Genomic DNA, 26,779 nt, shown 5'->3' with positions numbered 1-26,779 from the left:
GGGTCAATCAGAAAGTGGTCTTGAACGAGGCGGTGAGCATCCCGCGGTCCTTGAGCAAGGGCGCCAGGCCCGCCTGCGAGGTGATCTGCCCGGGGATGCAGCGGTACTGCCCGCCGCTGCCAGGGGTGTTGTTGTCGAAGCCGCTTTCACAGGTGTTGAACGGGCCGAAGGAGTCGACGTACTTGAGGTCGAAGCGGTACTTCTGCTTCACGTCCGCGGCGATGCCGACCGAGTAGCTGCCGGCGTTCTCGCTGCCGCCCAGCTGCACCGCCGAGTTGCCCTTGAGGCCGACGTTGTAGGACAGCGGCATGGACAGGTCGACGCCGGGGAATACCTGGAACCAGGTCGCGGTGAAGTTGGTGGCCAGGCTGTAGGCGTTGGTGTCGACCTTGTCGACGCCCTGGTAGCTGGAATTGCCCTTGAACGACTGCTTGCCCTTGTCGACGCTGACCAGGTGGGTCATGGCCGCTTCCATCGCCAGGGACGAGGAATCCCACAGCGGTGTATTACCAAAGCTCACCAGGCCATTGAGCACGACGTGGAAAGTCTTGCCGCGCGCCGTGCCGGTATCACCTCTGCCGGGCATGCTCGCAATCAGGTTGTCGCCGTTGACCTGGCCAAGCCCTGCCCGCTCGCTCAAGGTCGCGTTGATGGTGGTGAAGTTGCTCAGCAGCGGCATGTTCTCGCGGTAGTTCAGGTCGAGCCCGACACTGACCGGGCCCACGCCCTTGGACAGGCTGATGCCGTAGATGTCGATGTCGTCGGCGTAGGCCGCCAGGTACTCGGTGCCGGGAAGGCCGGCCACGCCGGGTTGGTGCAGGTTGGGGGCGTTGATCAACACCACCGGCATCGGGTCGGAGGTCTTGCGGTAGTAGAAGCCGAGGTTGCCGTCGAGCCAGGCCGGGCTCCAACGGGCCATCAGGCCGAAATCGCCCGTGCTGTGGGGTTTCAGGTCATGCCCACGGGAGGTGGCATAGAACGCACCGGCGCCGTCCAGCGCGGTGGGCACCGGCAGCCAGAACACGTCGCCGCCTTCGCCGAACATGTCGTAGCCGCCCATGTAGGTGCCCCCTTCCGGCAGGCGGGTGTTGCGAAACTCCAGGAAATACTGAGCGCCCAGGGTCAGTTCGGGGTTGACGGTGTAGGACATCGAGAGCTGGCTGCGCGGCAGGAACAGCTCCTTGGTCTCGGTGCCGGGCACGTTGTACAGCTTGGCCAGGTCCAGCCCCGACTGGCCGTAGTTGATGCCGTTGGCGGCGTTGAACACCGTCTCGCCCCAGAACAGGTTGTGCCGGCCCAGCTTGGCGCTGAACATCGACTCCTCGCCCACTTCGGTGCTGTAGAACACGAAGGCATCGAGGATTTCGCCGGAGGGGCCGTTGTAGTAGCGGTCGCTGTAGCGGCTCAGGCCATGGCGTTGGGCCGTGCGGCCGTTGAGCGAGTCGCCGGGGGCAATGGCGCCCGCCTGGCGCGCCGCCACCAGGTTGCCGGCGTTGCCTTCCTGGCCGGGGAACGGGTTGCTGTTGGAGCCGACGTTGTCATAGGCGTGGTCGTACCAGCTTGCGGCGCTGACGCGAAACCCCATTTTCCGCTGATAGAGCACATCCAGCTCGGTCAGCAGGTCGACCCGTTGGGTCACGGCGCTGCCGACACCAAAGTTGTGGTCGCCGTCGTTGTAGTTGGCGGCGTTGGCGATCTTCGCGTTCTGACCTTCCACCCGTTGCCCGTAGCTGAACTTGAGGGTGTTGTCGAAACGCACCGTCCAGTCTTCACGGCCGTCGCTCAGTTCGAAGGCCTGGGCAGCTGGCATCGAGGCCAGCAGCGTGGCGGTGGCCAGCAGGCCGCGACGTGTAGGGCGCAGCCCTGTGGTGCTGTGCATGACGTTGTCTCCGTTTCTTGTTGTTTTTGTCTCAGGCGCCATGGGCCCGCGAGCACGCAGGTTTTGCACGCCTGCCAACGTTTCGGACCCTGCCAGCAGCACAGTAGGATTGCCCCGATCGGAGCGGGTTACATTTAGCGTCAGCCACTTCCCTATCGATGACAGGCGCGCGACATCGACCCGGCAGATTTCCCCGCCAAGCCACTTTTCATTTGACAATCAAGGCTCTATAACTGGCTGCTGACTGCGCCACCGAGATGTCTTTCGTCACCACAGGAAAAGTAGCCACGCCATGCCCGTACAAGCACGCACCGCGGTTCTGACCAACTACCTGGATGTCGCTCGCCACCTGAAGCTGAACACGATCTCGCTGCTGGGCGAGGTGGGCTTGAGCCCTGCCCTGCTCAGCGACCCGAGCCAACGCATACCGGCCACCGCCAGCATCATCCTGTTGGAGAAGTCGGCCCGCCTGAGCGGGTGCGACACCATCGGCCTGCGCATGGCCGAGCTGCGTGAACTGGCGGATTTCGGTGAGGTGAGCCTGCTGCTCAGCCACCAGAACAACCTGCGCGATGCGCTGCAGGTGATCGTGCATTACGGGCAGCAGATCAATGAATCGCTGGCGATCTACATCGAGGAAGTCGGCAACACGGTGATCATCCGCGAAGAGCTGGTGACCGACAGGGGCACCGACAACCGCCAGTCCATCGAGCTGGCGATCGCCGTGATGCACCGCTTCTGCGCCGCCCTGCTGGGCAGCCACTGGCAACCGATCAAGGTGTGCTTCACCCATGACGCGCCCGCGGACCTGAGCGTGCATCGGCGTATCTTCGCTTGCAAGGTCGAGTTCGGCTGCGAGTTCAACGGCATCGTCTGCCCTGCCGCCCACCTTGACACGGCCATCCCCCTGGCCAATGCGGCCATGGCCCGGCATGCACAGCGCTACATGGATTCGCTGCTCGGCAAGCGCGACCCTTCGGTGGCGGGCGAAGTGCGCAAGGCCATCTACCTGTTGCTGCCCATGGGCCGCGCCACCCTGGCGCAGATCGCCCAGAGCCAGGGCATGAACGTGCGCACGCTGCAGCGCCGCCTGGATGAGGAAGGGGTCAGTTTCAGCGAACTGATCAGCAGCGTGCGGCGCGACCTGGTGGTGCGCTACCTGGAAAACCCGAGTTATTCCCTGGGGCGGATCGCCGACATGCTCGGCTATTCCATGCCCAACTCGTTCACCCGCTGGTTCATCTCCCAGTTCGACATGCCACCTGCGGCCTGGCGCAGCGAGCGCAAGATCGTCGCGCGCAAGGACAGCTGAACTGGGCGAGCAAAAAAAATCGGTCATCCGCGTGGACGGATGACCGCAAGGGAGCATGACGTGCCAGCTACGTCATGACGATGCTTCCATCAGGTTTTTTGCAGGCGCCGTCTCGTCCTGTGCACGCTGCACGCGGGCAATGTCTTCCAGGTAATGACAGCGGATGTAGAAGAACACCCCTGCCGCCGCGATGCTCATCATCGGCACCAGCTGGAACGCCCCATGCAGACCGATCAGGTCGGACACCCGGCCGGTGACGAAAGGCCCCGGGGCCAGGCCAACCATGTTGTTGACCAACGTCAGGGCCGCGAAGGCGGTGCCGTGCACCTTGTAGTGGGTCAGGTTGGCGATGGTGGCGATGGTCGGACCATTGATCCCGGTGACCATCAGCATGGCCAGGCCGATCAGCGTCAGTTGCAAAGGCCCTGTGGACTGGATCAACGCGAGCGACATCAGCAGGCAACTGCCCAGGCAGAACACCATGGAGATCTCGATCTTGCGCAGCGCCGACTGGCGGCACAGGCGGTCACTGAGCATCCCGCAGAGAATCGCCCCGCCGCCGCAGCACAGCACCATGACGCCGGCCAGCGCACCGGCCTTGCCCTCGCCCATGCCGTAGTAGCGGTTGAAGTAGCTGGGCATCCACACGATCATGCTGCCGGCGACGAAGGTCTGCAGGCCGCTGGCCAGGTACGCCGCGAGGACCGAGCGGGTGCTGTACAGCGTGCGCAGCGGATGCCTGACCGCCACCTGAGCCTTGTTCGCCGCCGTGGCCATGCGCTGTGGAGCGATTTTCGCTTCCTTGACGATCAGCGGGAACAGCGCCGCCAGCAACAGGCCGAACAGCGCCATGCTGGCGAACGACCAGCGCCACCCCAGTTTGACCGCAATCGCCCCGCCAATCGAGATGCCCAGCACCGAGCCGAACATGGCACCGGCCATGAACGCGCTGGCCAGGGTGGCGCGCATGCTGCGGGGGAACACCGACACCACCACGGCGATGCCGACACTGCCGTAGGCCGCTTCGCCGACACCGACCATGAAGCGGGCGATGAGCATTTCCTGGTAGTTGTCGGCCAGGGCGCAGCCCAGGGTGGCGAGGCTCCACAGCAGCGCCATCAGGGTCAGGCTTTTGACCCGGCCGAAGCGGTCGGCCAGCATCGACAGGGGGATCGTCAGCAGGCCTACCATCAGCGCGACGATGCCGCTGAGCAAGCCAAGCTGGCCATCGCTCAGGGCCCATTCGCCCTTGAGGATGGGGAACACGGCATTGAGTACCTGCCGTGACATGTAGTCGGAAATCAGCAAGCCGAAGGTCAGGGCGAACACGACCCAGGCGTAGCGCCGGGGAATGCCGATTGAAGTATCGATTTCTGCTTCTGCCGCACCGGCGTAATGGGTGGCCATGCTGCCTCCTCAGTTGTTCTTGTTGTTATGGCTAACAGCCGATTCACACGCCCGTGGTGTAGGAGCGGCCTTGTGTCGCGAAAGGGCTGCAGAGCAGCCCCAAGGTTCACGCTGCGCTGCAGAAATCCTGGGGGCCGCTCTGCGGCCCTTTCGCGAAACAAGGCCGCTCCTACACTGCTTTAGCGCTGGGGGACGCCACGCTGGCCTGCTACGCGGTTCGGCGCCATGCCGTTGGCCCGCAGGGTTTGCTCGATGGTCGCGTACTGCTGGCCGATGCGGTAGATGTCCCGCGCTTCCTTGCCGCTGGCAACTTCGCGGCCCAGCTCGTGGGCGATACGCACCGTCTGCTTGACCTGCTCGACCGACGAGAAGCGCTTGCCGTGCTGGTCGATGATGGTGTCTTCGTTACCCAGGCGCGGGTGCAGGCCCATGGCCAGGGCGATGGTGTTGAGCGGCAGCACGTTCTTGAGCAGCGATTCGGCGGTGAGGGTACACCGATCTGGCACGCGGTTGACGAAGTGCATGAAGTTCATCGGGTTGGGGCCGTCGAAGCCGCCGCCGATGCCGATCCAGGTGAGGTTCAGCGGGCCCTTGTAAATGCCCTTGCGCACCAGGCGCTCAAGGGTTTCATAGGCATGGATGCCGGTCAGCTGGAAGTGCGGCTGGATACCGCTTGCCTGCAGGCGCTTGAGGTGCTCGGCGACCCAGGCCGGGCCGGCCGGCACGGTCATTTCGCTGTAGGCGGCGTGGATGGCCGGGTCGAGCAAGGAAGTGCCTTCGATGCCCTCGGCGAACAGCAGCTCGGTGATGTTCATCTGGATGGTGTTAATGGCCACGGTGACCTGGTCCGGCTTCGGCGTCAGGTCCGCCAGCATGTGCCGGGTATCGTCGGACAGCCACAGGGCTTCGGCGCCCTCGCCTTCAGGGGCAAAGGAGATCGAACCGCCGACCTGGATGATCATCTCCGGCACGGCTTCGCGCACACCGGCGATCAGCTCGTTGAACTTGGAAAGACGCTTGGAGCCCTTGCCGTCCAGTTCCCGTACATGCAGGTGGAGCACCGTGGCGCCGGCTTCATAGCAGTCCACTGCGGCCTGCACGTGCTGGTCCATGGTCAGCGGAATGTCCTCGGGGAAGTCGTCGGGCATCCACTGCGGCGCGTAAGGGGCGACGGTGATCACCACCTTGTCCATGTTGTCCGGGTGCAGGGAATCGTCGAAAAACTGCATGATCATCTCCTTTATTGTTCTGACCTGCCGACAGGCGGCAATGGCGTTGAAGGAAATGTATGCGCGGGGCTTGCCGGGTGCGTCTCATCCCGCGACAGCGCCGTCACATTTGATGACAAGCGCCCTCCGGGCAGCCAAAGGTGCCAGCAAGGCATTTCACCGTTACAATGCCGCCCTAACCGTGACAGCCCGAACCTATAACGACATGTCCCTTCCAAAGAATCACCTGGAACTGCTCAGCCCTGCCCGTGACGTGGCCATCGCTCGCGAAGCGATCCTGCACGGCGCCGACGCCATCTACATCGGTGGCCCGAGCTTCGGCGCGCGCCACAACGCCTGCAACGAGGTCGGCGAAATCGCCGAGCTGGTCGAGTTCGCCCGCCGCTACCATGCGCGCGTGTTCACCACCATCAACACCATCCTCCACGACAACGAACTGGAGCCGGCGCGCAAGCTGATCCACCAGCTCTACGATGCCGGCGTCGATGCGCTGATCGTGCAGGACCTGGGGGTGATGGAGCTGGATATCCCGCCCATCGAGCTGCACGCCAGCACCCAGACCGACATCCGCACCCTGGAGCGGGCCAAGTTCCTCGACCAGGCCGGTTTCTCCCAGCTGGTGCTGGCGCGCGAGCTGAACCTGCAGCAGATTCGCGCCATCGCCGCCGAAACCGATGCCGCCATCGAGTTCTTCATCCATGGCGCGCTGTGCGTGGCCTTCTCCGGCCAGTGCAACATCTCCCACGCCCAGACCGGCCGCAGCGCCAACCGCGGTGACTGCTCCCAGGCCTGCCGCCTGCCGTACACCCTGAAGGACGATCAGGGCCGTGTGGTGGCGTTCGAGAAGCACCTGCTGTCGATGAAGGACAACAACCAGACCGCCAACCTGCGTGACCTGGTCGATGCTGGCGTGCGCTCGTTCAAGATCGAGGGCCGCTACAAGGACATGGGCTATGTGAAGAACATCACCGCCCACTACCGCAAAGAGCTCGACGCCATTCTCGAAGACCGTCCGGACCTGGCCCGCGCCTCCAGCGGCCGTACCGAGCACTTCTTCCTGCCCGACCCGGACAAGACCTTCCACCGCGGCAGCACCGACTACTTCGTCACTGACCGCAAGGTCGACATCGGCGCCTTCGACTCGCCGACTTTCACCGGCCTGCCGGTGGGCGTGGTTGAAAAAGTCGGCAAGCGCGACATGCAGGTGGTCACCGAGGTCCCGCTGACCAACGGCGATGGCCTGAACGTGCTGGTCAAGCGTGAGGTGGTGGGTTTCCGTGCCAACATCGCCGAGCCCCGTGGCGAGTTCGAGGAAGACGGCCAGAAGCGCTACCGCTACCGGGTCGAGCCCAACGAGATGCCCGAAGGCCTGCACAAGCTGCGCCCGAACCATCCGCTGTCGCGCAACCTCGACCACAACTGGCAGCAAGCCCTGCAGCGCACCTCAGCCGAGCGCCGGGTGGGCGTCGAGTGGCACGCGGTGCTGACCGAGCAGCGCCTGATGCTCAGCGTCAGCAGCGAGGAAGGCGTCAGCGTGCAGGTCGCCCTGGACGGCCCGTTCGGCGCGGCCAACAAGCCGCAGCAGGCGCTGGACCAGTTGCATGACCTGCTCGGCCAGCTGGGTACCACGATGTACCACGCCAATGCCATCGAGCTGGACGCGCCGCAGGCGTACTTCATCCCCAACTCGCAGCTCAAGGCCCTGCGCCGCGAAGCCATCGAGGCGCTGACCGAAGCCCGTATCAAGGCCCACCCGCGCGGTGCGCGCAAGGCCGAGACCACGCCACCGCCGGTGTACCCCGAGTCGCACCTGTCGTTCCTGGCCAACGTCTACAACCAGAAGGCCCGCGACTTCTACCACCGCCATGGTGTGCAGCTGATCGATGCGGCGTATGAAGCGCACGAGGAACACGGCGAAGTGCCGGTGATGATCACCAAGCACTGCCTGCGGTTCTCGTTCAACCTGTGCCCCAAGCAGGCCAAGGGCGTGACGGGTGTGCGGACCAAGGTGGCGCCGATGCAGCTGATTCAGGGCGATGAAGTGCTGACCTTGAAGTTCGACTGCAAACCGTGCGAGATGCATGTGATCGGCAAGATGAAAGGCCACATCATCGACCTGCCGACACCGGGCAGCGCGGTGGCTCAGGTGGTGGGACACATCAGCCCGGAAGACCTGCTCAAGACCATCCCGCGCGCGCCGCATTGATCGCGGACATGTAGGAGCGGCCTTGTGTCGCGAAAGGGCTGCAAAGCAGCCCCTAGCGATATCAGCAGCGCTGCAGAAATCCGGGGGCCGCTTTGCGGCCCTTTCGCGACACAAGGCCGCTCCTACAGCGAATGGGCCGCGAAGCGGCCCCTTTTACAGCCTCAGAGAATCCCCAAGCCCCGTGCAGTGCGGTCCACGGCGATGCGGGTCTTCTCCACCAGCTCATCCAGCTCGCTACGCTTGGCCACCAGCGCCGGCGCCATGATCATCCGGCCCAGGGTCGAGCGAATGATCACCCCCTCCTCAAAGCCATACGTCCGGCACTGCCAAGCCAGATCGTTCTCGTTGGCATAGCGCTTGCGGCTGCCCTTGTCCTCGGCGAACTGCAACGCCGCCACCAACCCGGCCCCCTGCACCTGGCCAATCAATGGATGGTTGGCGAACACCTCGCGCAGAATCCGCTGCAGGTACGGCCCGGTATCGTCCTTCACCTGGCGCACGATCCCTTCGTCACGCAGCGCCTTGAGGTTGGCAATCGCCACCGCCGCCGCCACCGGGTGCCCGGAATAAGTCAGCCCGTGGGCGAACACCCCGCCGCGCTCCACCAGTGCCTCGGCGATACGCTTGCTCAACACCAGGCCACCCATGGGCACATAGCCCGAGGTCAGGCCCTTGGCGATGGACAGGGTGTCGGGCTCGAAGCCGAAATACTCATGGGCGAACCATTCGCCAGTGCGGCCAAAGCCACCGATCACTTCGTCGGCGCACAGCAGCACGTCGTACTGGCGGCAGATGCGCTGGATTTCCGGCCAGTAGCTTTCCGGCGGGAAGATCATGCCGCCAGCGCCCTGGAACGGCTCGGCGACAAAGCCTGCGACGTTCTCGGCGCCCAGTTCGAGGATCTTCTCTTCCAGCTGCAGCGCGCAGCGGCGGCCGAACTCGGCCGGGGTCAGCTCGCCGCCCTCGGCGTACCAGTACGGCTCGTCGATGTGCGCAACATCAGGGATCATCCCGCCCATCTCGTGCATGAACTTCATGCCGCCCAGCGCGGTGGCGGCCAGGGTCGAGCCGTGGTAGCCGTTCCAGCGACCGATCATGATCTTCTTGCTCGGCTGCCCGACCACCTGCCAGTAGCGGCGCACGGTGCGGATCAGCACCTCGTTGGCTTCGGAGCCAGAGTTGGTGTAGATCGCGTGGCTGTAGTGGCCCGGCAGCAGGCTGAACAGCAGCTCTGACAGTTCGATCACCGCCGGGTGGGTGGTGTGGAAAAACATGTTGTAGTAGGCCAGCTGGTCCATCTGCGTGGCGGCGGCGGCGGTCAGGTCCTTGCGGCCGTAACCGAGCTGGGTGCACCACAGGCCAGACATGCCGTCCAGGTAGCGGCGGCCGTCGTTGTCCCACAGGTACAGGCCTTCACCCCGGGTGATGACGCGCGGGCCTTCGGCGTTCAGCGCCTTCTGGTCGAGGAAGGCGTGGATGTGGTGGGCCGCGTCGCTGGCCTGGTAATCGCGGGTTTCGCGTTGCGGCTGGAAAGGTGCGTTCATTGTCGTTCTCCGTGATGTAGGTCAGCGCAGCTGGAACCAGGTGGTCTTGAGCTGGGTGTATTTGTCGAAAGCGTGCAGCGACAGGTCGCGGCCAAAGCCCGACTGGCGACCGCCGCCAAACGGCACCGCCACATCCAGGGCGTCGACCGTGTTCACCGACACGGTGCCGGCCTTGAGCTGGCGAGCCACGCGGTGAGCGCGGTTGAGGTCGTCGCTCCACACCGAGGCAGCCAGGCCGTAGACGCTGTCGTTGGCCAGGCGCAGGGCCTGGGCTTCGTCGTCGAAGGCGGTGATCGCCAGCACCGGGCCGAAGATTTCCTCGCGGGCCAAGGCCGAGTCCGGGCGCACGTCGCTGAACACGGTCGGTGCAATGAAGTTGTCCGAGCCGTTGAAGCTCAGGCGCTGGCCGCCGCACAGCAGGCGTGCACCGTCGCCCTGGCCCTGCTCGATGGCGGCCATGATGCGTGCGCTCTGGGCGCTGTCGACGATGGCGCCGGCGCGGCTGGCCGGGTCCAGCGGGTCGCCAGGCAGCCAGTTGCGGGCTTTCGCCAGCAGGCGCTCGACGAATTCGTCGTGGATCGAGCGCTGCACGTACAGCCGCGAGTTGGCCGAGCACACTTCGCCCTGGTTGAAGAAGATGCCGAACGCGGCCTTCTCGGCGGCCAGGTCCAGGTCCTGGCAGTCATCGAACACCAGGTTCGGGCTTTTGCCGCCGCACTCCAGCCACACCTGCTTGAGGTTGGACTGCGCCGAGTACTGCATGAAGTACTTGCCGACCTGGGTGGAGCCGGTGAACACCAGGCAGTCCACGTCCGGGTGCAGGCCCAGGGCGCGGCCAGCGCTTTCGCCCAGGCCCGGCACCACGTTGAGCACACCTTCCGGCACGCCCGCCTCCAGGGCCAGTTCGGCCAGGCGCAAGGCCGAGAACGGCGACTGCTCGGCGGGCTTGAGCACCACGCTGTTGCCGGCCGCCAAGGCCGGGGCAACTTTCCAGGCGGCCATGTCCAGCGGGAAATTCCACGGCACCACGGCACCGATCACGCCCAGTGCCTCACGGGTGATGGTGGCCAGGGCATTGGCGGCAGTCGGCGCGACCTGGTCGTAGACCTTGTCCAGTGCCTCGCCGTACCAGGCGAACACGTTGGCGGCGCCGGGCACGTCGATGGTGTAGGCGTCCATCACCGGCTTGCCCATGTTCAGCGAGTCGAGCAAGGCCAGTTCTTCGCGGTGGGCCATCATCAGCTCGGCCAGGCGCAACAGCACCTGCTTGCGCGCCGAGGGTGCCATGCGCGCCCAGGGGCCTTGTTCGAAAGCGCGGCGCGCCGAACGCACCGCCTGATCGATTTCGGCCTCGCCGCAGGCAGCCACCTGGGCCAGCAGTTGCTGGGTGGCCGGGTTGATGGCGGCAAAGGTTTCCCCGGAGCGGGCCGACAGCGGGCGGCCATCGATCAGCGCCGAGGTGATGAAGCTTTGCCGAGCAGCGCGCTGCTGCCAATCGCTTTTCGTGTGCACGCAGGTCTCCCTTGCGGCCGCGCGGGCGGCCGGTTTGTCGTTCGAATGAGGTGTCGCGCGGGCGTCAGCGCCTTCGCAGGTAGCTTTCCAGCGGGTCCTTGCTCAGGCCTTCCTGGGCCTGGGCCAAGGAGTCGATGAACAGCGAGAACAGTTCGGACTGCTTGGCGATGTCGAGCTTGGTGTAGAGGTTCTTGCGGTGGGTCTTGACCGTGTCTTCGCTGATCCCCAGGCGCTCGGCCAGCGAACGGGTCGAGTGGCCGCGCAGCAGGTACTGGGCGATGCGGCATTCGCGCTCGGTGAGCAACGACGAGCCGAAGTTGTTCAGCGCCGCGTTGATCTGCCGGCCCAGGGCACTCTCGAAGCGCCCGCCGAGGGCGTCGATGTCCAGATGGCCCCATTGCCGGCGCACCACGGCCACCACCCACGGTGCCACGCACTTGAGGTCGTTGACCTGCTGGCGGTCCAGGCGCTGGGTGCTGGCCAGGGCCACGGCGATGGTCAGGTGCTCATCCAGCGGGACGATGAAGTTCAGCTCGTCCTCCAGGTGCGCGTGCTGGTAGAACGCCAGGTAGTACTCGCTGCGCTTGAAGTGGTCGGGCGCGACATCGCTCAGGCGGTAGCAACCGGGCGCCACGCCGTCCATGCAGGCGCGGTAGAACGGGCATAGCAGGTAATAGCCTTCAAGGTAACGCTGCACATTGCCTTCAGGCAGCCACGGGCCCTCCTCGTCCTTGACGAACAGCGCCGAGGGCAGGCCCTTGCGCGGGTACAGGAACACCGTGATGGCCTGGCACGGGGCGAGCAGCTTGAGTGCGGCGAACAGTGACTCGACGAAGCCCGGCGCGCCCTGGGCGTCGATGACACGCGCCATCTGCGCGTACCAGTCGGGCGATTTCAGCCGGTCTTTGCTCATTGTCGTGGTCCCATGTCGGGGTTGTTGTGGTTGGGATTCTTGCATGGGTTGAGGGGGGCGGCCATCACCCTTCGGGGTGAGCCTGGGGTGCATGGCGTGGTTTTTGGGGCGCCCATGAGATCGAGCGCCGCCCGCGCGGCGCATCGCGGATGAATCCGCTCCTACATTTGTTGCAACGTGCCACAGTCTGTCAGGCCATGGTTGTCCGCCTTTGGCGCCCGCCGCAATATCGCGTCGTACAAACAAGGCTGACAACCATGGCCTATCAGGCATAGGCACGTTGCAACAAATGTAGGAGCGGATTCATCCGCGATGCGCCGCGCGGGCGGCGCTCGATCTCATGACCACAAAAAATCTCAACCCTTCCACCCACAACACCCACGCACATTCCGCCCCTATGTCATCATTATCCGCCCATCCTCTGCGACCCCCCGCCCCATGCTGATCGACGAAGAACTGACCCTGAAAAAGCTCGAGACCTTCCTCGCCTTCATGCGCTGCGGCAACCTCGGCCGCGCCGCCGCCGAGCTGTCCACCAGTGCGGTCAGCGTGCACCGGGCCATCCATTCCCTGGAAAGCGCCCTGCGCTGCCCGCTGTTCAAGCACGAAGGCCGGCAACTCATCCCGCTGGAAAGCGCCTACGTGCTGGAGAAAAAGGCCCGCCAGCTGATCCAGGACGCCGAACAGATGGTGCGCCAGACCCGCGAGGCCGCCGGCTTCTACGCCGAGCGTTTTCGCCTGGGGGCCCTGTACTCGCTGACCGTGAAAACCGTGCCGAAGCTGGTGATGGGCCTGAAGCTGCGGCGCAGCGAGCTGAACATCGACCTGACCCTGGGCTCGAACATCGATTTGCTGCAGCGCCTGAAGAACCACGAACTGGAGGCGATCCTGGTATCGCTGGACGAAAGCGTGGCCGACCCTGCCTGCGAGCAGTTGCCGCTGTTTTCCGACGACATCTTCCTGGCCGTGCCCACCGACTCGCCGTTCGCCGAACAGCAGGAAGTCGACCTCGCGGACCTGGCCGACTCCACCTTCATTACCCTGACCCAGGGGTTCGCCACCCACCGTGATGGTGCGCGCGTGTTCCAGCAGGCGGGGTTCGAGCCGAAGGTGGCGATGCAGGTGAACGATATCTTCACCTTGCTCAGCATGGTCAGTTCGGGGGTGGGGTTTGCGCTGTTGCCAGGAAGGATTGCGGCGGTTTACGAGAACCGGGTGAAGTTGATTGCGCTGCAGGCGCGGTATCGGTTGCAGCAGCATATCGGGGTGGTGTTTCTGAAAGCTCGGGAGCGGGAGCCGAATCTGTTGGCGTTGCTGGCTGAATGCCGGATGTACAGCCGGGAGAATTGAGGTGCGGCCATCGCTGGCAAGCCAGCTCCCACAGGTACAGCATCGCGCTCAGGCCTTGTGCTGTACCTGTGGGAGCCGGCTTGCCGGCGATGGGCTGCAAAAAAGCAGCCCCAGGTTCGTCAGCCCACCAATCCACGCATGCAGAAGAACAACAGCGATGGCCCCAGCAGGCACCCCAGGGCGGTATAGAATGCCGCCGTCAGGCAGCCGTAGGGCACCAGCTTCGGATCGGTCGCCGCCAGGCCGCCGGCCACGCCACTGGATGTGCCCATCAGACCACCAAAAATCACCGCCGTGCGTGGGTTGTTCAGCCCGATCATCGGTGCCACGAACGGCGTCACCACCATCACCAGGATCGCCTTGACCAACCCCGCGGCGATCGACAGCGCCATCACTTCGGAACTCGCTCCGATCGCCGCACCGGTCACCGGGCCGACGATGTAGGTCACGGCACCGGCGCCAATGGTCGTCAGGCTGACGGCATCGGTGTAGCCGAAAGCCATGGCCACCCCGACCCCGGCAACGAACGACGTGCCGATCCCAAAGAACAGCGACACCACGCCAGACACCCCGGCCCGCTTGAGTTCCTCGATATTGACGCCGAACGCCGTGGCGACGATGGCGAAATCACGCAGCATCGCGCCACCCAGCAGCCCGATGCCTGACAGCAACGGAATGTCCACCAGCCCTTTCTGCCCGCCGGTCATCACCCCGCCCACATAGGACAACACCAGGCCCAGGAAAATCGCGATGGCCGAGCCGTGCAGGCGCCCCCGGGTGATCTTGTCGGAGAACCAGTAGGACAACCACATGGTCACGCCGATGACGGCAAAACCGCTGACCAGGCCATAACCGTTGATCACTTTCATCATGGATTCGTACATGGCGGTCACCGTTGTGGGGCAGTCAGGGATTTGTCGGTGCCCGCCTCAGGCTTCTTTTGCCCGATGCGGTCGAGCAGCGGGACCATGGCGAAGCTCGCGACCACGGCCACCACGCCGGCCAGGATCGCCATGGGGCCGCCGGAGAGTGCCCCGAGCACGTTCTGCTGGGCCGCCATGGCCACCACGATGGGGATGTAGATGGCGCTCCAGAACTCCACGCCTTGCTCGGACTTGGGCTTGATCAAGCCGCGCTTGCTGAGGTAGCTGCCGATGAAGATCAGCAGGAGCATGGCGATGCCGACGCCGCCGACGTTGGCCGGCACCCCCAGGAGCTTGCCCAGGAGTTCGCCGATGAACAGGCCGACAAGGGTACACAGGGCCAGGAAGGCCACACCGTAGATAATCATTGTTGTTGTCCTCGCGTTGGGTCGAAGTTGCTTGTTGTTGTCCTTCGAAAAACACGGCAGTTATCGGCGCTGGCGGCCCTCCTGACGCAACAGGGCGTCGATGCTGTCGGGTCGGGTCTGTTCCACCGCCACCACCCTGCCCTGTTCGAACACCGGCCGGGCCAGGCCGCTGAGCACGCTGCCAGGGGGCATCTCCAGGTGCAGGCGCACCCCGCGTTCATAGGCGTTGCGCACCGTAGCACGCCAATTCACCAACCGCGCCATGTTGCCGGCGAGGTCGTCGCGCAGGCGCTGCGGGTCGTGGATCGGCCGGGCGCTGCTGCCGCTCAGGTAGGTGATGCGCGGGCGGCGCAGTTCAACGTCGGCGAAGGCCGCCGCCAGCTCGGCGGCCGGGCCGTCGAGCAAGGCGCAATGGGATGGCACGCTGACCGCCAGACGCCGGGCCACACCCTGGCCACGGCTGCGGGCACGGGCGGCGACCTCGGCCATGGCCGTGTCGCTGCCGGCAATGACGATCTGGTTATCGCTGTTGAGGTTGGCCAGGTAGACCTCGCCGCCCACCTCTGCCAGCAAGTGCTCGACGCTGGCTTGGTCGAGGCCGCTCAGGGCAGTCATGCCGTAACCCTGAGGGTAGGCGCGCTGCATCAGCTCACCCCGCAGCGCCACCAGGCGCACGGCGTCCGGCAGCGCCAGGGCGCCGGCGGCGACGGCAGCGGGATAGGCGCCAATCGACAACCCCGCCACATAGTCGGGCGCCGGGCTGCGCTGCATCAACCAGCGCGCCCAGGCCACCCCGGTCAGCAGCAGGCACAGCTGCACGGCGCGGGTGCCCTGCAGGGCCTGCGGGCTGTCCAGCGTGAGCACCCGCTCGCCCAGTACATCGCTGGCCTCCTCCAGCAGCGCTGCGCTGCCCTCGGGCAGGCGCTGCAGCATCCCCGCCTGCTGGGCGCCCTGGCCAGGGAAGGCGAACAGGCTGCTCACGCTGCGCACTCCAGCCGGTTCCACGGGTCGGCCACCAGCCGTGCCCCCAGCGCCGACTTGAGCAGCACGCGCCGCGCCACCCCGGCCCATTCGCGCAGGGCGACGGCACCGGTCGGGGTTTCCAGTTGCACATCGATGCGGCACGGGCCGCAGTCGAGGATATCCAGCAGCTCGCGTGCCTTGGCCCGCGCCAAAGGCTTGGAAGTGCGGATCACCAGGTCGAGGTCGCTGGCCGCGTGCAGCACATCGACCCCGGTCGCCAGCTGGTAACCCACCCCGCCCGTTGGCCCCCACTCCAGCCCGAAGGCGTCGAGTACAGGCGCCACGCTTGCCAGTGCCTGCAACGCAGCCCAAGGGCTGGAGCCCTGCCAGCGCAATGCTTCGGGGCTCAGCTGGCGACAGATGTCGGCCAGCCGCATTTCCACGCCCAGGCGCTGCGCCCGCCCCTGCCCACGCACGCCCACTGCTAACCAGCCTGCGGCGCACACGGCACGCCGCACCACCACGGGCTGCCCGGCCGCGAGCACCTGGGCGACCCAGGCCGGGGCATCGGCAGGCAACGCCGCCGGGGTCATCCCCCAAAGCAGGTCATGGGGCTGCGGGGCGTTCATCTCAGGCCTCCTGCCATTGGCTGCGCAGGCGTGCACGCACCTCACGGGAGGCGCTGCGATGCTCACCGGCCAGGCGTGAAGACAGGTCGGTCGAACCGCCGATATCGCGCACCGCCTCGGCCAGGCAGGCGCGGACCTGCGCCAGGTCGGCTGCACTCGGCGCGTCAGCGTTTTCTACGCCAAGGCGCCGCCACAGCAGGCCCAGCGAGGCATAGCTGGCCAAGTCATAGGCCATGGGCGGCACGTCGGCGGCCAGGGCTTCGAGCTGTTCGACGCTGCGCAAGGTGATGCGCGCCGCTGCCGCCTTGCCCATCGCGTGCACCATCACCCCACTGTCATCCAGGGCGATCAGCCGTTGTGCCTGATAACCATGGGCAAGGAAGGCGCCAGACATGGCCTTGCCCACCAGCAGGCCGATGACCGGGTGCCCGGCCAGTCGCGCCTGGGCATAGGCCTGCACGGCTGCGGCCAGGGCCTGGTGGATACCCAGTGCCTCCTCACGACGGCCATAGGCCTGGCTCGGCACATCGATGACCGCGACGATGGCGCGTTTCTCGCCATCGCGGTCCAGCTCGACCGCCTCGCTCACCGCCTTGGCCAGGCCCCAGCCTTCGAGCAGGCCGACCTCGCCTGAGCGGGCGCGGGGGAACGGGTTGTGCGCATCCGGCACCACGGCGATGAAGCGCGCCAGGCGGTGGTCCAGTTCGCCGTCGATGACCTTCACCGAGGCGGGATAGCCCAGCAGGGCTTCGCCACCGGCCAGGCCCGGCAGCCAGTTCAAGGCACGGTTCATGGGGCATCTCCTTGGTAAAGGGCGCGCACGGCGGCGGCATCCAGTTGCGGGCAGTCGTCGCCCAGGCTTGCCAGCCGCTCCAGGTACCAGGCGTGCTGGCCGGCGCGGTCGGCGGGCGCGGTGTCCAGCAGCTGCAGCAACTGCTGGCGAATGCTGTCGACATCGTCAGCCACGTAGCCGTCCACCAGGACGCTGGCATGGCGCTGCTCGCCACCGGTCAGGCTCCAGATGAACGGGCGGTCCTTGGCGTCGTACTCGGCAATGCCGGCTTCCTGTTCGATCACTTGCGGGCCGTTGAGGCCCAGGCGCGCTTCGCGGGTGACCAGCAGGTGGCTGCACAGGCCGGCAGCGATGGACATGCCGCCGAAGCAGCCGACCGAGCCTGCGACCAGACCGACCACCGGCTGATAGGCACGCAGCTCGACGATGGCTGCCTGGATCTCGGCAATCGCCGCCAGGCCCAGGTTGGCCTCCTGCAGGCGCACACCGCCGGTTTCCAGCAGCAGCACGGCGCAGGTGGGGATGCCGTTGCGGTTGTCTTCGATGGCCAGCTCCAGAGCGCCGGCAATCTTGGCCCCACCCACCTCCCCCATGCTGCCGCCCTGGAAGGCGCCTTCGATGGCGGCGATGACGGTGTTGCGGCCCTCGAGCAGGCCCTTGGCAATGACCACGCCGTCGTCGGCCTGGGGCACGATGCCCTGACGCGGCAGCCAGGGCGACATCAGCCGTTCGAATGGGCCAAGCAGTTCGCGGAAACTGCCGGGGTCGAGCAAGGCACGGGCGCGCTGGCGTGCACCCAGTTCGACGAAGCTGCGGCTCTGCAGCAGACGTGCGATGTCAGTCATGGCCGATCTCCTCGAAACCTTGCTCCAGGCGCAGGCGCACCACGCCGGGGGTGGCGCCGAAATCATGGATGTCGATCTTCACGGCCGGCACGCTGCGGCCGTCGAACAGGCGCTGGAACAGCTGGCTCCAGCGGGCGCTGCTGCCGTTGACCGAGGTCACCACCTGGATGTCCAGTTGGCCGGGGGTGCCGGGTTCGATCAGCACTTCCAGGTCGCCGGAGCTGACGCAACCGACCAGGGTGCGGCCACGGCCAGGTTCGGCGGCGGGGAATTGAAAGGTCAGGGTTTCCATGTCACAGGCTCCCGGTCTTGTCGAGGAACAGGCAGGCGGCCAGCAGATCGGCGGCGCCTCCTGGCGAGGCATTCATGTGCAACAACTGGGTGTCGAGCAGGCGCAGCTGGCGGCGCCCGTCAAGGCTGGCGCAACCGCCAGCGGCGAGTACGGCACGGGCGCCCTGCTGCAGCGCTTGCAGGCCTTGTGGGCCTGCGCGCCAGAGCACGCAGGTGTCGCTCAGGGCGGCCATGATCGCCAGCAAGGCATCGAGCCGGGCGTGGTTTTCGCTGGCACCGGCGGCGCGGCTACGGCGCAGTTGCGGCAGGCCGTGTTCGATGACCGCGGGGAAGCCTTGCTGGGCCTGTTCGCGGGCACCGCTGGCGCCGTAACGGCGGCGTACCTGGTTGCCGTGGCTGTCGGGGGCAATGGCTTGCGGGTCGTCGATCAGGGCGATACGGCCGGCGCGGGCTGCCACCGAGGCGGCATCGGCGCGGGTGTCCAGGGCGCGGGCTGCCACCAGCAGGCCCAGGGCCCAGATTGCGCCACGGTGGGTGTTGACGCCGCCGGTGGTGGTCAGCATGACCGCCTCGCCGTCGCGACCGATGCGGCCCAAGGCGGCGCGCAGGGGGACGCCGATCTGGCCATGCTGCTCGGCGGCTTCGGCCATCTGGCGCAGGCAGGGCCACAAGGACAGGGCCGAGGCGTGCATCAGGGCCAGGGTCATGTCGCTGTGGGCACCGCTGCTGCGGCGGTCGACCAGGCCGGGTTTGGGGGAGAGCTCGGCTTCGTCGATCAGGGATTCAACGGCTAGGTCGGCCAGGTGATCGGTCAGCGGGATTGGGGTTGTTTTTGCTGGCCCTATCGCCGGCAAGCCGGCTCCCACAGGGAGCGTGTTGAGGGCATTCATTACCAGCTCCTGAACCGTGCGGGGGGGTTGTAGAGGCCGCCGGACCAGTCCACCAGGTCGGCGATGCTGCGCGCGGCGAGCAGTTCGCGGCTGGCGTCGGTGCGGCGGATGCCGAGGTCTTCAGGCAAGGCCACCAGGCCTTGCTGGCGCAGGCGCAGGGTGTCCTTGGGGTCGTGCCGCAGGCCGATGGCGGTGACGCCGGCCACGGCGGCGATCATCTGCTGGCGCTCTTCCAGGCTGCGCGCTTTGTACAGGTAGGCGATGCCCTCTTCGGTGAGCAGGTGGGTGACGTCGTCGCCATAGATCATCACCGGCGCCAGCGGCATGCCGGCCTTCTTCGCCACCTCGACCGCGTCGAGGGTCTCGACGAAGGTGGGCTTGCCGCCTTCCTGGTAGGTCTCGACCATCTGCACCACCAGCTTGCGGCCGCGTTCGAGCATCGTGTCGGGCACGGTCATGTCCAGCCAGGCCGGGGTCGCATGGCGGCGTCCGCGAGGGTCGTGGCCCATGTTCGGGGCCCCGCCGAAGCCGGCCAGGCGGCCACGGGTGACGGTGGAAGAATGGCCATCGCCATCGACCTGCAAGGTGGCGCCGATGAACAGGTCGACCGCGTACTGCCCGGCCAGCTGGCACATCATGCGGTTCGAGCGCAACGAGCCGTCGCGGCCGGTGAAGAACACGTCCGGGCGCTGGGCGATGTAATCTTCCATGCCCAGCTCGGTGCCGAAGCAGTGCACGCTTTCGACCCAGCCGGTCTCGATGGCCGGAATCAGCGTCGGGTGCGGGTTGAGGGTCCAGTTGCGGCAGATCTTGCCCTTCAGGCCCAGCGATTCGCCGTAGGTCGGCAGGATCAGCTCGATGGCGGCGGTGTTGAAGCCGATGCCGTGGTTCAGCGACTGCACCTGGTGTTTTTCGTAGATGCCGCGGATCGCCATCATCGCCATCAGCACGTGCACGGGCTTGATGTGGCGCGGGTCGCGGGTGAACAGCGGCTCGATGTAGAAAGGCTGGTCGGCGACCACCACGAAATCCACCCACGAGGCCGGGATATCGACCCGTGGCAGGTCGTCGACCCGGTCCACCAGCTGGTTGACCTGGGCAATCACCAGGCCGTCGCTGAACGCGGCCGGCTCCACCAGCGCGGGGGTGTCTTCGGTGCTGGGGCCGGTGTACAGGTTGCCTTCGCGGTCGGCCATGAAACCGGCGACCAGGGTGACGTTGGGGATCAGGTCGACCAGCAGCCGCGAGTACAGCTCGATGTAGGTATGGATGGCGCCGACTTCGAGCAGGCCGTCTTCCAGCAACTGGCCGATGCGCAGGCTCTGCGGGCCGGCGAAGGAGAAGTCGAGCTTGCGCGCGATGCCGCGCTCGAACAGGTCCAGGTGCTCGGCGCGGCTGACACTGGGCATGATCATGTGCAGGTCGTGCAGGCGTTCGGGGTCGGCCTTGGCCAGGGCGCGTGAGAGGAAGTCGGCCTGCTTCTGGTTGTTGCCTTCGAGCACCACCCGGTCGCCGGGGGCGATCAGCAGTTCCAGGGCTTCGACGATGCGCTCGGTCGGCAGCACCACACCGTCGGCGAGGTGGCGGACGCGTTCCAGGCGGCGCTGCTTCTCGGCGCGCCGCCTGGACCATTGCGGCGGTGGATTCTTCGTTATGGTCATTTGTGACTCCACGGGTTCGCTGTCGTGGAGGCACAGTAGGACGGGCTAGCCAACCCGATCAATCAAGCCGGGTGCGCGTTCGTTACGCTCAGGTTAACGGATACGCGATTTTCAGCGCCGGGGGGATGGCAAGCGAATCAGCGACCAGCCGGCCTCGGGTTCTTCCAGGACCAGGCGCACGCCGCCAAGCGGCGTGGGATCGAGCAGCTTCGGCGCCAGGTCGCCGACCATCCAGTTGGCGGTGTTGGCGGCGATGATGCGTCCATCGGCACTGATCAATACGGCTTCGTGCTCAAGACGCATGAGGCTGCACACCAGCATCTTCTCCAGGTTGTGCAGCGACAGGTCGAGCCCCGCGACACCAATGAATTGCCCCTCGACAATGATCGGCATGGTGAAGGTCAGCACGTACATGTTGGTGCCGTAGAGGTCGACGTAGGGGCCTTCGACGCTGCTGTTGCGCGAGTCGCGCGGGCGCGCGTACCAGGGCATGTTGGTGTAGTCGTAGAAGTTTTCCCGGCGCCGGTCGAAGTTCGGGCGCAGCGGCAGGGTCTTGCCGCCGTCGGCCAGGTACCACCATTCCAGGTGCATTTCGCGGTCCGCCAGGCAACCGGGCTCGACGATCACCCCGCCCCCGCAACCGAACGCGCCGGTGGCCAGCAGCTGCTCGTCGATGGCCGGGCGCAGCAAGGCCAGGTCCTTGGAGGCCGGCTGGCGCCCTTCGGCCAGTACCCGCGTCCACTGCTCGACCGCCACATCCACCAACTGCCGCACCTGGCCAAAGACGGTGCCCACCGTGCTGTTGAGCTGCTGGGCACACAGCAGCAGAGGGTCGCTATCGATCGCGGTAGACATGGCATTTCCTCACGCAGTTATTTTTGTAGAGTGTTGTGGTCAAGGGTCAGGCCGGGGTTTCGCCACCGGCCAGCAACTCCAGGCGCAGCGCCATCAGGCGCTTGATGCCGCGGCTGACATGGGCCTCGGCCAGCGCGCCGGCCAGCACCGCGTCACCATTGACCAGGGCGTCGAGAATCGCCCGGTGCTCGTGTTCGATCACGCTGACTTCGCCGCCGCCGGCGGCCTCCATCCACAGCAGCTCGCCGACTTCCGACTGCAGGCGCATCTCGGCATGGGTCAGGCGCAACGACTGGGCCGCTGCCGCCACTTCGATATGGAACCGCGCATCGGCGCGGTGCCGGGCCAGGCGGGTGGTGGCCTGCCTTAGCGACTCGATGTGCTGGGCGATGCGCGCCTGTTGCTCGCGGGAGCTGCGCTGGGCGGCCAGGCGCGCGGCGGTGCCGGAAATCGCCATTTGCTCATCGCCCAGGTCGCGCAGGTCGGGGCCGCTCATTTCGCGCAGGCGGCTCAGCAACAGCGGCTCGGGCAGTTCCACCGGCGCGCAGACGAAGCTGCCGCCGTTGCGCCCGCGACGGGTTTCGATCAGCCCGCGCTGGCGCAGGACCACCAACGCTTCGCGCAAGGTTACGGTGGCCACCCCCAACTGCAGCGCCAGTTCGCTTTCGCTGGGCAGTTGCTGGCCTTCGGTGAACAGCCCCAGTTCGATGGCCTCCACCAGTCGCCGCGCCACTTCGTCGGTACGGCCTTCCTGGCGCAGGCGAATGAAAGCGGTGCTGCGGGCAGTATTCAGGGCACTCATTGACTCTCCCTATTCAGTGTGTTCGACCAGGCCCTGGGGCAACGGGTTAAACGTTCAGTTCCGTATCTTATAGCGAATGGGCGGTGGCTGATACGGTCGCTGCAACGCCGCTGCAACCGCTTGAATGCGGCGCACGACCTATTATCGCCAGGGGAGTTGGCAAACTTCAAACATTAAGATATGTTTTCATATGTTTACGGTTTACCACAACGATAAAACCCCTCAAGGGAACCGCCATGCAAACGAAACTACTGATCAACGGCCAGCTGATCGCAGGTGACGGCGCCAGCCATGCTGTGTACAACCCCTCCCTGGGCGAAGTCATGGTCACAATCAACGAAGCCAGCAGTGCACAGGTGGATGCCGCTGTGCAGGCGGCCGATCAGGCGTTCGATGCCTGGTCGCAAACCCCGCCCAAGGACCGCGCCGCCCTGCTGCTCAAGCTTGCCGACCGGATCGAAGCGCAGGCCGAGGTGTTTGCCTACCTGGAGTCGCAGAACTGCGGCAAGCCCTACCAGGCCGCACTCAACGACGAAATTCCCGCCGTTGCCGACGTGTTCCGCTTCTTTGCCGGTGCCAGCCGCTGCATGAACGGCTCGGCCGGTGGCGAGTACCTGCCCGGCCACACCTCGATGATTCGCCGCGACCCGCTGGGCGTGATCGCCTCCATCGCGCCGTGGAACTACCCGCTGATGATGGTCGCCTGGAAGCTCGCCCCTGCCCTGGCCGCCGGTAACAGCGTGGTGCTCAAGCCTTCCGAGCAGACCCCGCTGACCGCACTGAAGCTGGCCGAGATCATCAACGAGCTGTTCCCGGCCGGGGTGGTCAACATCCTCTTCGGCAAAGGCCCGAGCGTGGGCGAGCCGCTGGTGACCCACCCGAAAGTGCGCCTGGTGTCGCTGACCGGCTCCGTGGCCACCGGCGCGCGCATCGTCGCCAACACCGCCAGCAGCGTGAAGCGCACCCACATGGAACTGGGCGGCAAGGCCCCGGTGCTGATCTTCGACGACGCCGACATCGACGCCGCGGTCGAAGGCATCCGCGCCTTCGGCTTCTACAACGCCGGCCAGGACTGCACCGCCGCCTGCCGCCTGTATGTGCAGCAAGGCGTCTACGAGACCTTCGTGCAGAAGCTTGGCGAAGCGGTCGGCAGCATTCGCCATGGCCTGCAGGACGACCCGCAAACCGAGCTGGGCCCGCTGATCACCCGCGACCACCTGGAGCGCGTGGCAGGTTTTGTCGAGCGCGCCAAGGCGCAGCCGCACATTCGCGTCATCACCGGCGGCAACCGTGTACCGGGCCCCGGCTACTTCTTCGAGCCGACCGTGCTGGCCGATGCCCGCCAGGACGACGAGATCGTCCAGCGCGAAGTCTTCGGCCCGGTGGTCAGCGTCACCCCGTTCAGCGACGAAGCCCAGGCCCTGGCCTTTGCCAACGACTCCGACTACGGCCTCGCCTCGTCGGTCTGGACCCGTGACGTCGGCCGCGCCAACCGCCTGGCCGCGCGCCTGCAGTACGGCTGCACCTGGGTCAACACGCACTTCATGCTGGTCAGCGAAATGCCCCACGGCGGCATGAAGCAGTCCGGCTACGGCAAGGACATGTCCATGTACGGGCTGGAAGACTACACCTGCGTGCGCCACGTGATGTTCAAGCACTGAGCCAGCTTCGCTTTCGCCATAAAACATATAACACAATAGGTAATATGGCTTTACGCACTGACCGTGCGCCCTGCCATCACCTGAACGAGGTGTGACACCCATGCTTATCACCGGCATCAAGAGCCGCCCGGTCTATGACCGCCTGCAACCGATGACAGGGGGCCTGCGCCACCTGGTCGCCGGCCAGGGCAGCGGCGGCGCGGCCATGCTGCGCCTGATCGGCGACATGACCCCCAGCCAGCGCCAGGCCAGCACCCTGCTCTACTCCACCGAGTCGTTTTCCGGGCACAACCACCTGGCTGAGCTGCGCCAGGCCCAGGTGGGCGATCTGCAGGTGTTCGACACCAACCAGGCGCTGATCGGCGGCCTGCGCCGCCTGCTGGAAAGCGCGTACATGGGCACCCGCCTGTACCTGAGCGGTTCGGAAAGCTTCATCGGCACCACCATGCAGGCCGCCAACGCGGTGGACCTGAACCGTGACGAAGTGCTGCGCGAACACAGCGGCACCCTGGTTCGCCGCGTCTGGTGCGCCCACTGCGACACCTACACCGAGAACGTCACTCACCGCGTCTTCACCTGCCCCGGCTGCCAGCTGGACCTGGTGGTACGCGACCACTACTCCCGCCGCCTGGCTGCGTTCCAGGGTATCAAGGCTGACGGTGAAGTCCCGGGCGAAATGCCAGCTGCCGAGGAGCTCGACACATGAACACCCACAACGGAACCCTCAGCGTGCGGGTCACCCGCATCGAGACGCTCACCCCGGAAATCAAGCGCTTCACGTTCGTCGATCCGGACGGCAAGCACCTGCCGGCGTTCTCTGGCGGCAGCCATGTGGTCGTGGTGATGCAGGACGGTGACAAGACCCATCGCAATGCCTATTCGCTGATGGGCTCGCCGTACGATTCCAGCGCCTACCAGATCGCCGTGCGCCGAGTCGAAGACGGCCGCGGCGGCTCGCGTCACCTGCACGAAGCCGTGACAGAGGGTGCGCTGCTGCAGATCCTGCAGCCGGCCAACCTGTTCCCGCTGGCCAAGCATGCCCGCCAGCACGTGTTCATCGCCGGTGGCGTGGGGATTACCCCGGTTTACTCGCAGATGGAAGAGCTGCATACCAAGCAGGCCAGCTTCGAGCTGCACCTGGCCGTGCGCGGCCCGGAGCACACCGCGCTGGGCCTGGAACTGCAAGCCCGCTATGGCGCCCGTGTGCATCTATACGTGCAAGGCCAGGATGAGCGCATGGACATCCGCGGCATCCTCGCCGAGCGTCCGCTGGGCAGCCACGTCTACGTCTGCGGCCCGGACAGCATGATCGACGACACCGTCGACAGCGCCCACGCCCTGGGCTGGACCGACAGCCACATCCACTTCGAGCGCTTCACCGAGCAAGGCTCCACCGGCCAGCCGTTCAGCGTCACCCTGGCCCGCCAGGGCGTGACCATCGACGTGCCGCCGGACCAGTCGCTGCTCGAAGCCGCCGAACAGGCTGGCTACAAGGTGCCCTACCTGTGCCGTGGCGGTGCCTGCGGTTACTGCGAAACCGAAGTGCTGGACCTCGACGGTGAGCTGGATCACCGCGACGACTGGCTGAGCGACGAAGACAAGCTGAGCCAACGCAAATTCATGCCGTGCGTATCCCGGGCCTCCTGCAGCCGCCTGGTCGTAGACCTCTGAGACGAGAACAAGAAACCATGACCGTGTTCAAGCCGATCGAAACCTATTCCGACGACTACTCCTACAGCAACAGCCGCGACGCCATCCTGCGCCTGCCCTTCCCCTACCCGGAAGACCAGTACATGTACTCGATGAACGTCGAGCCGCATGTGCCGTTCGGCGTCGGTGCCCTGCGCGCCCAGTTCGACATCGACGAGCACTACATCTCCGAGTGCCACCACCGCGCGCAGACCCTCGACAGCCAGCCGGGCGTGCACTACGCCGCGCTGCCGCACATGATGGAAGCGCAGTGGGACTTGCTGGAGCTGCTGATGGAGTCCTACTCGCGGGACTTCCCCGAGCACTTCACCCTGGAGAAGAACGGCAGCCAGTGGCACTGGATCAATCGTCCGCTGCAGATCGACCAGACCTTCACCTTCGGCGACGCCAGCACCCTGCCGATGGAGCCGATGGAATACATCACCCGTCAGGCCCAGGGCGAATTCATCCTCCTCGAAGAGCGTGACGAGACCCTGGTGATGGGCGCCGGCATGGCCACTCAGCGCGCCGACTATTCGCTGCGCTTCAACCTGGGCATGAGCTTCATGGAGTTCCACGGCCCGGTGCCGAAACTGCACGAGATGGGCATCCTGCAGCGCGCGCTGAAATTCCTGCTGCGCCTGCGCCCAGGCCACCCGGTGCGCCGCACCAACTGGTCGATCACCGTCAACCCGCGCCTGGAAACCTCGGCCGAGACCCTGCCGGACTGGGCCCCGGACCGCACCACCGTGACCGCGGAAAACGCCGGCGAGCTGGTCAACCTGCGCATCGAACTGCAACCGCTGCACCGCCTGCCGCGCAGCAACGCCGTGCTGTTCCCGGTGCGCACCTACCTGGTCAGTCTCAAGGAGCTGGCCGAGGCCGCGCCGCAGTGGGCCAAGCGCATGCACCGGGTGATCCGCGACCTGGACCAGGAACTGGTCGACTACAAGGGCTTCACCCGTTACCGCGACGCCATGGTCACCTGGCTGTCGCAGTACGACGACGGTACGCCTGTCGACGAAAGTCTGCAGCAGTAAGCCTTTTCTCCACGAGC

24 protein-coding genes are annotated in these 26,779 nt (G+C 65.9%); 7 read left to right on the top strand and 17 right to left on the bottom strand.

Translation table 11 applies throughout. From position 1 onward, the window contains the following. Positions 1-7: 7 nt before the first annotated feature. Entirely contained in the window at positions 8-1,879 is a 1,872-nt protein-coding gene (locus ACIPZG_RS15900) for a DUF1302 domain-containing protein (RefSeq protein ID WP_400715278.1), read from the bottom strand. Between the two features lie 292 nt (positions 1,880-2,171). Between ACIPZG_RS15900 and ACIPZG_RS15895 the strand changes: the two genes are divergently transcribed. Next, positions 2,172-3,191 carry an AraC family transcriptional regulator gene (locus ACIPZG_RS15895; protein WP_400715276.1) on the top strand — a complete coding sequence of 340 codons (1,020 nt, stop codon included), beginning with the start codon at positions 2,172-2,174 and terminating at the stop codon, positions 3,189-3,191. Between the two features lie 72 nt (positions 3,192-3,263). On the opposite strand, the gene ACIPZG_RS15890 is transcribed toward ACIPZG_RS15895, so the two are convergent. Next, on the bottom strand, positions 3,264-4,598 hold the full coding sequence (locus tag ACIPZG_RS15890; protein WP_400715274.1) for an MFS transporter: 1,335 nt from the start codon (positions 4,596-4,598) through the stop codon (positions 3,264-3,266). A 179-nt stretch (positions 4,599-4,777) separates the two neighbouring features. Next, positions 4,778-5,827 carry a 3-keto-5-aminohexanoate cleavage protein gene (locus ACIPZG_RS15885; protein WP_400715272.1) on the bottom strand — a complete coding sequence of 350 codons (1,050 nt, stop codon included), beginning with the start codon at positions 5,825-5,827 and terminating at the stop codon, positions 4,778-4,780. A gap of 205 nt (positions 5,828-6,032) precedes the next feature. Here ACIPZG_RS15885 and ACIPZG_RS15880 point away from each other — a divergent pair, with 205 nt between their 5' ends. Further along, positions 6,033-8,033, top strand: a complete 2,001-nt coding sequence (locus ACIPZG_RS15880) for a U32 family peptidase (protein ID WP_400715270.1) — start codon at positions 6,033-6,035, stop codon at positions 8,031-8,033. Between the two features lie 161 nt (positions 8,034-8,194). On the opposite strand, the gene ACIPZG_RS15875 is transcribed toward ACIPZG_RS15880, so the two are convergent. The 3 genes from ACIPZG_RS15875 to ACIPZG_RS15865 all read right to left on the bottom strand — a co-directional run bounded on the left by ACIPZG_RS15875 (position 8,195) and on the right by ACIPZG_RS15865 (position 12,002). Next, positions 8,195-9,577 (bottom strand): aspartate aminotransferase family protein, encoded by a 1,383-nt coding sequence (locus ACIPZG_RS15875; protein WP_008091765.1) that lies wholly within the window; start codon positions 9,575-9,577, stop codon positions 8,195-8,197. 21 nt (positions 9,578-9,598) lie between these two features. Beyond that, on the bottom strand, positions 9,599-11,089 hold the full coding sequence (locus ACIPZG_RS15870) for an aldehyde dehydrogenase (protein ID WP_400715268.1): 1,491 nt from the start codon (positions 11,087-11,089) through the stop codon (positions 9,599-9,601). A 64-nt stretch (positions 11,090-11,153) separates the two neighbouring features. Then, positions 11,154-12,002, bottom strand: a complete 849-nt coding sequence (locus ACIPZG_RS15865; protein WP_400715266.1) for a LuxR C-terminal-related transcriptional regulator — start codon at positions 12,000-12,002, stop codon at positions 11,154-11,156. Positions 12,003-12,440: 438 nt separating this feature from the next. Between ACIPZG_RS15865 and ACIPZG_RS15860 the strand changes: the two genes are divergently transcribed. Further along, positions 12,441-13,352, top strand: a complete 912-nt coding sequence (locus ACIPZG_RS15860; RefSeq protein ID WP_400715264.1) for a LysR substrate-binding domain-containing protein — start codon at positions 12,441-12,443, stop codon at positions 13,350-13,352. Positions 13,353-13,471: 119 nt separating this feature from the next. Here ACIPZG_RS15860 and madM read toward each other — a convergent pair whose 3' ends face one another. From madM to ACIPZG_RS15805, 11 genes are all read right to left on the bottom strand, one after another. Then, on the bottom strand, positions 13,472-14,236 hold the full coding sequence (gene madM, locus ACIPZG_RS15855; protein WP_400639707.1) for a malonate transporter subunit MadM: 765 nt from the start codon (positions 14,234-14,236) through the stop codon (positions 13,472-13,474). A 5-nt stretch (positions 14,237-14,241) separates the two neighbouring features. Further along, positions 14,242-14,643 carry a malonate transporter subunit MadL gene (gene madL, locus ACIPZG_RS15850; RefSeq protein ID WP_028625380.1) on the bottom strand — a complete coding sequence of 134 codons (402 nt, stop codon included), beginning with the start codon at positions 14,641-14,643 and terminating at the stop codon, positions 14,242-14,244. 60 nt (positions 14,644-14,703) lie between these two features. Beyond that, entirely contained in the window at positions 14,704-15,624 is a 921-nt protein-coding gene (gene mdcH, locus ACIPZG_RS15845; RefSeq protein ID WP_400715262.1) for a malonate decarboxylase subunit epsilon, read from the bottom strand. Next, entirely contained in the window at positions 15,621-16,235 is a 615-nt protein-coding gene (locus tag ACIPZG_RS15840) for a malonate decarboxylase holo-ACP synthase (protein WP_400715260.1), read from the bottom strand. The genes mdcH and ACIPZG_RS15840 overlap by 4 nt, the downstream gene beginning before the upstream one ends. 1 nt (position 16,236) lies before the next feature. Beyond that, positions 16,237-17,028 (bottom strand): biotin-independent malonate decarboxylase subunit gamma, encoded by a 792-nt coding sequence (gene mdcE, locus ACIPZG_RS15835; RefSeq protein ID WP_400715258.1) that lies wholly within the window; start codon positions 17,026-17,028, stop codon positions 16,237-16,239. Then, positions 17,025-17,873, bottom strand: a complete 849-nt coding sequence (locus ACIPZG_RS15830) for a biotin-independent malonate decarboxylase subunit beta (RefSeq protein ID WP_400715256.1) — start codon at positions 17,871-17,873, stop codon at positions 17,025-17,027. The genes mdcE and ACIPZG_RS15830 overlap by 4 nt, the downstream gene beginning before the upstream one ends. Continuing rightward, positions 17,866-18,165: a malonate decarboxylase subunit delta gene (locus ACIPZG_RS15825; protein ID WP_400715254.1), complete on the bottom strand. Its 300-nt coding sequence runs from the start codon at positions 18,163-18,165 to the stop codon at positions 17,866-17,868. The genes ACIPZG_RS15830 and ACIPZG_RS15825 overlap by 8 nt, the downstream gene beginning before the upstream one ends. A 1-nt stretch (position 18,166) precedes the next feature. Further along, a complete protein-coding gene (locus ACIPZG_RS15820; protein WP_400715252.1) occupies positions 18,167-19,054 on the bottom strand; it encodes a triphosphoribosyl-dephospho-CoA synthase in 888 nt (295 codons plus the stop codon). Further along, on the bottom strand, positions 19,054-20,715 hold the full coding sequence (gene mdcA, locus ACIPZG_RS15815; RefSeq protein WP_400715250.1) for a malonate decarboxylase subunit alpha: 1,662 nt from the start codon (positions 20,713-20,715) through the stop codon (positions 19,054-19,056). The genes ACIPZG_RS15820 and mdcA overlap by 1 nt, the downstream gene beginning before the upstream one ends. Before the next feature lie 111 nt (positions 20,716-20,826). Further along, a complete protein-coding gene (locus ACIPZG_RS15810) occupies positions 20,827-21,570 on the bottom strand; it encodes a cache domain-containing protein (protein ID WP_400715248.1) in 744 nt (247 codons plus the stop codon). Between the two features lie 46 nt (positions 21,571-21,616). Next, entirely contained in the window at positions 21,617-22,372 is a 756-nt protein-coding gene (locus tag ACIPZG_RS15805; RefSeq protein WP_400715246.1) for a FadR/GntR family transcriptional regulator, read from the bottom strand. A 236-nt stretch (positions 22,373-22,608) separates the two neighbouring features. Between ACIPZG_RS15805 and ACIPZG_RS15800 the strand changes: the two genes are divergently transcribed. From ACIPZG_RS15800 to ACIPZG_RS15785, 4 genes are all read left to right on the top strand, one after another. Then, complete coding sequence (locus ACIPZG_RS15800) at positions 22,609-24,033, top strand: gamma-aminobutyraldehyde dehydrogenase (RefSeq protein ID WP_400715245.1); 1,425 nt, start codon at positions 22,609-22,611, stop codon at positions 24,031-24,033. Between the two features lie 100 nt (positions 24,034-24,133). Beyond that, positions 24,134-24,739: a dimethylamine monooxygenase subunit DmmA family protein gene (locus tag ACIPZG_RS15795; RefSeq protein ID WP_400715243.1), complete on the top strand. Its 606-nt coding sequence runs from the start codon at positions 24,134-24,136 to the stop codon at positions 24,737-24,739. Beyond that, a complete protein-coding gene (locus ACIPZG_RS15790; RefSeq protein ID WP_008091738.1) occupies positions 24,736-25,704 on the top strand; it encodes a PDR/VanB family oxidoreductase in 969 nt (322 codons plus the stop codon). Before ACIPZG_RS15795 ends, ACIPZG_RS15790 begins: the two co-directional genes overlap by 4 nt. A 17-nt stretch (positions 25,705-25,721) precedes the next feature. After that, positions 25,722-26,762, top strand: a complete 1,041-nt coding sequence (locus ACIPZG_RS15785; protein ID WP_008091737.1) for a DUF3445 domain-containing protein — start codon at positions 25,722-25,724, stop codon at positions 26,760-26,762. Positions 26,763-26,779 lie beyond the last annotated feature (17 nt).

Source organism: Pseudomonas sp. NPDC089395, from assembly GCF_044749525.1.
GTDB lineage: Bacteria > Pseudomonadota > Gammaproteobacteria > Pseudomonadales > Pseudomonadaceae > Aquipseudomonas.
Note: the sequence above shows the minus strand (reverse complement) of the source record. Positions and strands in the feature narration are given on the sequence as shown.

Bases quoted from the DNA above. Each gene is read 5' to 3' on its own strand.
- madL (WP_028625380.1), bottom strand. From the start codon at position 14,643: ATGATTATCTACGGTGTGGCCTTCCTGGCCCTGTGTACCCTTGTCGGC.
- ACIPZG_RS15785 (WP_008091737.1), top strand. From the start codon at position 25,722: ATGACCGTGTTCAAGCCGATCGAAACCTATTCCGACGACTACTCCTAC.
- ACIPZG_RS15790 (WP_008091738.1), top strand. From the start codon at position 24,736: ATGAACACCCACAACGGAACCCTCAGCGTGCGGGTCACCCGCATCGAG.
- ACIPZG_RS15810 (WP_400715248.1), bottom strand. From the start codon at position 21,570: ATGTCTACCGCGATCGATAGCGACCCTCTGCTGCTGTGTGCCCAGCAG.
- ACIPZG_RS15890 (WP_400715274.1), bottom strand. From the start codon at position 4,598: ATGGCCACCCATTACGCCGGTGCGGCAGAAGCAGAAATCGATACTTCA.
- ACIPZG_RS15825 (WP_400715254.1), bottom strand. From the start codon at position 18,165: ATGGAAACCCTGACCTTTCAATTCCCCGCCGCCGAACCTGGCCGTGGC.
- madM (WP_400639707.1), bottom strand. From the start codon at position 14,236: ATGTACGAATCCATGATGAAAGTGATCAACGGTTATGGCCTGGTCAGC.
- ACIPZG_RS15795 (WP_400715243.1), top strand. From the start codon at position 24,134: ATGCTTATCACCGGCATCAAGAGCCGCCCGGTCTATGACCGCCTGCAA.
- mdcE (WP_400715258.1), bottom strand. From the start codon at position 17,028: ATGAACCGTGCCTTGAACTGGCTGCCGGGCCTGGCCGGTGGCGAAGCC.
- ACIPZG_RS15865 (WP_400715266.1), bottom strand. From the start codon at position 12,002: ATGAGCAAAGACCGGCTGAAATCGCCCGACTGGTACGCGCAGATGGCG.
- ACIPZG_RS15900 (WP_400715278.1), bottom strand. From the start codon at position 1,879: ATGCACAGCACCACAGGGCTGCGCCCTACACGTCGCGGCCTGCTGGCC.
- ACIPZG_RS15880 (WP_400715270.1), top strand. From the start codon at position 6,033: ATGTCCCTTCCAAAGAATCACCTGGAACTGCTCAGCCCTGCCCGTGAC.
- ACIPZG_RS15800 (WP_400715245.1), top strand. From the start codon at position 22,609: ATGCAAACGAAACTACTGATCAACGGCCAGCTGATCGCAGGTGACGGC.
- mdcA (WP_400715250.1), bottom strand. From the start codon at position 20,715: ATGACCATAACGAAGAATCCACCGCCGCAATGGTCCAGGCGGCGCGCC.
- ACIPZG_RS15805 (WP_400715246.1), bottom strand. From the start codon at position 22,372: ATGAGTGCCCTGAATACTGCCCGCAGCACCGCTTTCATTCGCCTGCGC.
- ACIPZG_RS15840 (WP_400715260.1), bottom strand. From the start codon at position 16,235: ATGAACGCCCCGCAGCCCCATGACCTGCTTTGGGGGATGACCCCGGCG.
- ACIPZG_RS15820 (WP_400715252.1), bottom strand. From the start codon at position 19,054: ATGAATGCCCTCAACACGCTCCCTGTGGGAGCCGGCTTGCCGGCGATA.
- ACIPZG_RS15830 (WP_400715256.1), bottom strand. From the start codon at position 17,873: ATGACTGACATCGCACGTCTGCTGCAGAGCCGCAGCTTCGTCGAACTG.
- ACIPZG_RS15875 (WP_008091765.1), bottom strand. From the start codon at position 9,577: ATGAACGCACCTTTCCAGCCGCAACGCGAAACCCGCGATTACCAGGCC.
- ACIPZG_RS15860 (WP_400715264.1), top strand. From the start codon at position 12,441: ATGCTGATCGACGAAGAACTGACCCTGAAAAAGCTCGAGACCTTCCTC.
- ACIPZG_RS15895 (WP_400715276.1), top strand. From the start codon at position 2,172: ATGCCCGTACAAGCACGCACCGCGGTTCTGACCAACTACCTGGATGTC.
- ACIPZG_RS15885 (WP_400715272.1), bottom strand. From the start codon at position 5,827: ATGCAGTTTTTCGACGATTCCCTGCACCCGGACAACATGGACAAGGTG.